Genomic DNA, 7049 nt, shown 5'->3' on the forward strand with positions numbered 1-7049 from the left:
CGTACAGAATTAGGTTCGGTCAAGCTAACTGTAAAAAGCCGAAACGCCCTATTTTTCGTTCTCACTCTTCCTTATCTACTGGTCTACCTGTCTTCCTTGTCTTACCTGAACCCCAATCTTAAAAAACCTACCCTTGTGAGCTCCCCGTCCCCCCGTCTTCCCGTCAGCCTCAACGATCTAAGTGCATGACAGCTTCCCTGCCTCCCGCTTTCACTATAAGAATCTTAATGAAAATTATGTGAAGATGCTTATAAAGATTCTGTAAAGTTCAGCTTTAATACTTGACTTAGTATGATTAGATTGAATAGTCTAACTTAGACATCGAGTTCAAAGGAATAACAATTTTTTTTGTTTAGATAACAAACATACCTATTACCCTGTCATCTAAGCAAATTCCAAGTCACGCGATCTGAGTACAGCGACATTTCCGGCAATCTACACAGCTTCATATAGGTAGGTAAACCCAGTGTTACTTAACTGAGCGTACCTACTTTAGCAATAGTAACAGATTGTGAAAAGTTTCTGGTTTGACCAGATCTTAGAACTAGACAATCTTAGGTGTGCGTCCATGAAAAATGTATCAGGTGGACTAACAAAATATCCTACCCCGTTAAGTTCTCCTTACCAAGGACTAGACGAAATCTTCGGCTGTGTGCTTCAGCAGTTAAGCCAAGGTTTACTCGACTCCACAACTGCCCTAGAGTTGAGCCAATCTTTTGAATTTTCTGAACTCCAGCTTGGTTTTGAACTGTTAAGTAATATTATACAACAACCCAACCCGCAACATTCTGTTCATAGAGAACATAATAGCACATATTCCGATACATATCTACATATTATCGGTCAAGGGCGGGTCAGGTTGTTAGGTTTTGATCCCTCTAAGGGGCGGGAGGTTTCGGCTGAGGTACTTGAGACACCCGGAGACTCATTGGGGGCTGATCAACAGTTGTGCAATGAATCGTTACCTTACCGAGCGATCGCGGCGAGTGAAGGGTGGATAGCTCGCATTCGCTTTGATCAACTCCAACCTTGGTTAGAACGGTTCCCTGAGCTAGAAACGCACTGGCGACAACAAGCCCAACACAGGCAACGCCTGATTTTCTGGAAAACGTTAACCCAACTGCGATCGCAAAGTCATTTAGCGATCGAGCAACTCCTTATATATATAGAAGAAATCCAGATTCGGGCAGGTGAGTCGTTAGCGGATGTAGCAACAGAACAACCCGGTCACTTCTGGCTACAGAGGGGTGAAATAGAACCTCAGGGAGCAGAATCTAATGCTCACCGTCTCCCCCCGACTATTGGCGAAAGCTGGGGACATCCGGAACCTATCCCAACGGATTGGGTTGCCCAAACTGATTTATCCGTTTACTGGTTGCCCCTAGAGCATTGGCAAGTTGCCCAAGGGATTGCTTCAGTGTTAGCCCAGGCTCAGCCCGAGTCAACCAATGGCAGCAAACCCAATCCATCTCTAACATCGAAAACGCCGAGAAGCGTGGTTCAGAAAGCTCGGACTCAGGCTCTCCCTGTTCCCCAACCCCAGCCGGAACCCACCTCTTTTGAGTCCCCTGATACCCAGCCCATCGCCTTTCCTCAACCCACAACGGGACGTTATCGGGGACGACAGTTTTGGCGCGGCTACCCTTTCATTCAGCAGCAGAGTTCCTCAGATTGTGGACCGGCTTGCTTGGCGATGATTGGGCGGTATTGGGGGAAACGGTTTAGTCTCAACTCCCTGCGGGAGTTAGCCGACGTGGGGCGGGCAGGGGCTTCGCTCAAAGGATTAACCAAAGCCGCCCAAACCTTGGGATTTAAAGCCACGCCGGTGCGGGCGTCCTTGAGTCGCCTGCAACAGCAGAAAAATCCCTGGATTGCCCACTGGCAGGGAGATCACTATGTCGTCGTTTACCGGGTGAAGGGCGATCGCGTTCTCATGGCTGATCCGGCGATGGGCAAGCGCTTGGTTCCCCGGCAAGAGTTTTTGACAAATTGGACGGGTTATGCACTCCTGTTAGAGCCAACCGCCCAACTGGCAGCCGCCCCCGAGGAAAAGCGCTCTCTGAAACGCTTTTGGGGGTTGCTGTGGCCCCATCGTTCTATCCTGTTGCAGATTATCTTAGCGTCATTGCTGCTCCAGGTTTTTGGGCTGATTACCCCCCTGTTTACCCAAATTATCCTCGACCGGGTGGTGGTCAACAAAAGCTTAATCACGCTACAGGTTTTTGCCATTGGACTGGTTATCTTTGGCGTTTGGAGTATTGGTATCGGTGTCACCCGACGATATCTGCTGTTCTATTATTCCAATCGTTTGAGTCTCACCTTTATCAGTGGTTTCATTAACCATACCCTGAGCTTACCCCTGAAGTTTTTTGAATCCCGTCAGGTAGGGGACATCATCACCCGGGTTCAGGAAACCAGCAAAATTAAGGCGTTCCTGACTCAGCAAGTCATTGGTACCTGGCTGGATGTGTTGATGGTGTTTGTCTATGCGGGATTAATGTTCTACTACAACTGGCAGCTTACCCTGCTGGTGCTAGCCACGATTCCGCCGATCGCCATCTTAACAGTGGTTGCTAGTCCGTTTCTGCGCCAGAAGTCGCGGGAAGTGTTTAAGGAAGTCGCGGCGCAAAATTCCCTGTTGGTGGAAATGATGACAGGGGTAGCAACCGTTAAATCGACCGCCGCCGAACAAGAGGTGCGCTGGCGCTGGGAAGACCGTTTCACCAGTCAGTTAAATACCCAGTTTAAAGCGTTTCATCTGAGTAATGGTTTGCAGGCAGTCAGTGGTTTGTTTAATACCCTCGGCAGCACGGCATTACTGTGGTACGGAGCGACATTGGTAATTCAGGATCAGCTTACCATTGGTCAGTTTGTCGCCTTCAACATGCTCATCGGCAAAGTGACGAGTCCGATTTTGTCTCTGGTCGCCCTGTGGGATCGATTCCAAGAAATCCTGGTGTCTGTGGAACGGCTCAACGATGTCTTTGGCACCCAGCCGGAGGAACATCCTCAACAACCCATGCTGACGCTACCCCAAATCCGGGGGGATGTGACCTTGGAAAATGTGACGTTCCGTTACGGTGAACAAGAGGAACACAATACCCTGGAAAATATTAGCTTAGAGGTTCAGGCTGGGGAAACCGTTGCCCTGGTGGGACGCAGTGGTTCGGGTAAGAGTACGCTGGTGAAACTGCTGCAAGGACTTTATCACCCCACGTCTGGGCGAATCACGATTGATGGTCACGATATCCGCCATGTTTCACCCCAATCGTTACGTTCTCAACTCGGCGTAGTGCCCCAAGACTGTTTCCTCTTCTCCGGTACGATTTTAGAAAATATTAGCCTCTATCGACCGGAATTTACTCTGGAGCAAGTGGTTGAAGTGGCTAAGTTGGCAGAAGCCCATGCGTTTATTCAAGCCTTACCCTTGGGATACAACACCAAAGTCGGAGAGCGGGGTTCGACGCTTTCCGGGGGACAGCGGCAGCGAATTGCCATTGCTCGTGCTTTGTTGGGGAACCCCCGGATTTTGATTCTGGATGAAGCGACGAGTTCCTTGGATACTGAGTCAGAGCGACGCTTTCAGGACAATCTAGTCCGGATTAGCCGCGATCGCACCACCTTTATTATTGCTCATCGCCTCTCCACTGTGCGGAATGCCAACCGTATCCTGGTTCTAGACCGAGGCATTCTCGTAGAACAGGGGACTCATCAGGAATTAATGGCGCTTCAAGGTCTTTATTACCATCTAGCACAGCAGCAGTTGGATCTGTAAAGGGTTTTGAAGTCTGACCAGAAATGCTATCAGTTCATATCCACAGAATATTAGTGTTGCCCAACTCACCACATCTAGGATTTAACAATTATGCAAAAAACAACTGTGTCGATACTGTCTCCTTCTCAGGCTGCATCAATGTATGGAGGTACAGCCACCTCAGTACAATCGGATGAGCAGAAATCTCCAGAACCTTCAACACCGACGGTCAAATGGTCAACGGCTTTACAGACGATGCTTGACCAGCCGCCAGCCGGGTTTCCCCAGCGACTGATGGTGGGCGGGTTAGCGTTCTGTATCGCATTTGGTGCCTGGGCAACCTTTGGTCACATTGATGAAGTGGGTAAAGCCCATGGACGATTAGTGCCAAAAGGCAATGTCTATAAAATTCACTCGGTTCAGTCTGGCAAGATTGTTGATATTGAAGTTGAAGAAGGGGAGTTAATTAAAGCTGGGCAAGTTTTAGTGGAATTGGATACCGAACTTGCTGTGACTGAGGTTGAGCGCTTAGAGCAACTGCTCAATTCCCAGCAAACCGAATTAACCCAAAAAGAAGAACTGATGGAGAGAACCCGTCTGGAGGTTCAAACCCGCCAACGCATTGCCCAGGCAGAGGTGCAAGCCCAACAAGCTGCCTTAGCTCAAGCCAAGGCAAAGATAACTGTGTTAAAGCAGAAGTTGCCGCAATTGCAAACCGAAAAGGCGTTCCATCACAAAAGACAACAACGGCTGCAACCTCTAACCGCTCATGCCGATGAACTCCTTGCTCGACGGCAATCGGAAGCAGAAGCTCAAGCTGAACGACTCAAAACCCTCAAACCCCTCTTGGAAGAAGGGGCAATTTCTTCAGAAATGGTGTTTCAAGCTGAACAGAGTCTGCGTGCCAGCCAAAGTGCGATTATCCAAAGTCAACTGCAAGAGGGGACGAGTACTCAAGAGCAGCTATTTCAGGCACAGCAAACTTTGCGGGATTTGGACTTACAGATGATTCAAGCTCAGGGTGAGTTACAACAGACCCTAGCAGAAATTGACCAACTCCAGGCAGGACTCAGCCAGAAGCAAACCGAAGTACGCCGCAGTCAGATTGAAGCACAGGAGCGAATACAGCAACTGGAAATGGAGTTGACCCAACTCAAAGCCAAGATTGCGGACAATAAAAATCAGCTGGCTAGGGCTAACGCCCAACTCAACCAGCAATTTCTCTATGCACCGGTGGATGGGGTGGTTTCATCCCTCAGCGTTAACCATAGTGGTGAGGTGGTGCAACCCAGCCAAACCGTTGCGGAAATAGCACCCAAAGGTGAGCCGTTGGTACTTTCAGCCAGTTTACCCAATCGCGATGCTGGTTTCATTAAGGTGGGTATGCCCGTGAAGGTCAAGTTTGATGCTTACCCCTATCAAGATTACGGCATCGTGACGGGCGAAGTGACCTACATCTCTCCCGACAGTAAAGCCAACGAACAATTCGGTGTCGTTTATCAAGTCGAAGTTGAGCTAGACCGCAATCATGTTACCGAAGGTGGTGATCAGATTCAGTTTAAGGCAGGTCAAACTGCCACGGCTGAGATTATTATCCGCCGCCGCCGCATTGCCGATATCTTACTAGAACCCTTCCGGGAGCTGCAAGAAGGTGGCATCAGCCTTTAATTGTCGATAAATGTTGTTGAGTTTAGAGAAGAATAGACATGACGTATAACATGCCAACGATCAATGCCAAACGCCAGAAAACCCTCGATCCCGAACAGTTCGAGCAGATAATAGACGCTATTCGCCAAGGGAAGTATTCGTGGGCTTGTGTTTTACTGCTGCGTTTTGCGGGTCACAATCCCCAATACTATATTCCTTACCGTACCTACAACCGATTGAGGAAAGAACATAGTTCCCAGAAGCCTCAAGAGAATCTTCAGAGTGGGGACACCTCTGGGAACCCAGGACAACCAACCAGAAAGTCCTCCTGCAAAATCGCTGACCTGAATCACTTAGAAGTCGTTGATCACAAAACGCTATCGATGAAAGGCGGCTATCACCAGCAGGGTTTCCTAGAAATTGAGCCAGAAGACTTTATCTCAGATTCTGCACCGCCTTCGGATGATTGGTTTTCAGGCGTATCGTCTCTGTTTAACCGCTTAACTCGGTTAGGCTAAGGTTTAATACATCTCGTCCGTCTATTGTAGGGGCACGGCATTGCCGTGCCCCTACAGCTATTATTTAGGGCTTGCTGCTTCCTGCCTTTTGCTCTAGCTCACCTGTTCGGTACATTTTCCCAACTAGCTATCTCCTTTACTGAATCTTCATATTTAAAAAGGCAATCTTCATCAAAACTTTAAAAAAAGGGGTTGTCTTTTTTTAGGAATAGTGAATTATTCACATTTTAGTTTCTCTAGAAAAGGATATAAATCCTGCTGCCAAAATGGCAGCATGGACTTAATTTAATGGGTTTTTATCATTGAAGATAGTGTAATATCAAAATTGTTGGCTTCTGTATTGAAGGGCAAACAAGAGTTACTGTTCTAATAATGAGCAATGACAGATGTCCCAGCGGAAGCGACATTAATCGAGTTGTATTTCGTTTATAGCGATTATCGAGTAGATGAAGTAAATCCTCAAAGCTAGAAAGGCTTTATATTATGAGGCATAGCTAGACTTAACTAATAGAGGAATCGCTGTCAAGCAACAGATTTTATAAAAAAGCCCATTACCGAGCAATCCTAATTCTAAAACTATAAGAATTAGGGGCATTTTCATGTATATTTTTACCCAAAATACTTCTCCAAAATTTTATTTTGATTGCTCTGCCAATTTGGCAGTAATTAGTTGAAAAACCCTTGTATTTTAAATTTGTACAAGCTATATTGAATACAACAGCAAAAGCAAATAACTCTGCCACAAGTTTATTGCAAAACCAAGGAGAAAAGCCATGAACATTTCCGATCTCAATCACCTCGAAGTCGTTAGCGAAGACAACAAAGTTGTTGGTGGTTACTACTACGATCCTAAGGAACTCGAATTCGATACCGATATCGATAAGGATGTCAACATTAACATCTATGAGCGTGTCTATGTTAATAAGAACTTATACACCTCTTCAACGGTTTACGGGAACAGCGCCTTAGCTGAAGCTGATGCCTCTGCCGAAGGCTACAATTCTAATGCTGAAGCCTTCTCCTTCACCTATACCGACCCCTACTTCTCTTCGGCAGGTGCAACCTCCATCTCTCAAAGCTAATACGGGTAGGAGCTACTAGTATTAGTCAAGATTAAACGAGTAGCTCCA

At 47.2% G+C, this 7049-nt stretch carries 4 protein-coding genes; all 4 read left to right on the top strand.

Annotated elements, in window-relative coordinates:
• Positions 1-568 precede the first annotated feature (568 nt).
• A complete protein-coding gene (locus tag RIC07_RS38070; protein WP_446399045.1) occupies positions 569-3775 on the top strand; it encodes a peptide cleavage/export ABC transporter in 3207 nt (1068 codons plus the stop codon).
• Positions 3776-3865: 90 nt separating this feature from the next.
• Positions 3866-5422 carry an HlyD family efflux transporter periplasmic adaptor subunit gene (locus RIC07_RS38075; protein ID WP_446399046.1) on the top strand — a complete coding sequence of 519 codons (1557 nt, stop codon included), beginning with the start codon at positions 3866-3868 and terminating at the stop codon, positions 5420-5422.
• 50 nt (positions 5423-5472) lie between these two features.
• Positions 5473-5919, top strand: coding sequence for a HetP family heterocyst commitment protein (locus RIC07_RS38080; RefSeq protein WP_446399047.1), 447 nt, complete (start codon positions 5473-5475; stop codon positions 5917-5919).
• Positions 5920-6692: 773 nt separating this feature from the next.
• Complete coding sequence (locus tag RIC07_RS38085; protein ID WP_446399048.1) at positions 6693-7001, top strand: hypothetical protein; 309 nt, start codon at positions 6693-6695, stop codon at positions 6999-7001.
• The last annotated feature ends 48 nt before the right edge of the window (positions 7002-7049 follow it).

The organism is Coleofasciculus sp. E1-EBD-02 (assembly GCF_040218245.1).
Classification (GTDB): Bacteria; Cyanobacteriota; Cyanobacteriia; order Cyanobacteriales; family Coleofasciculaceae; genus Coleofasciculus.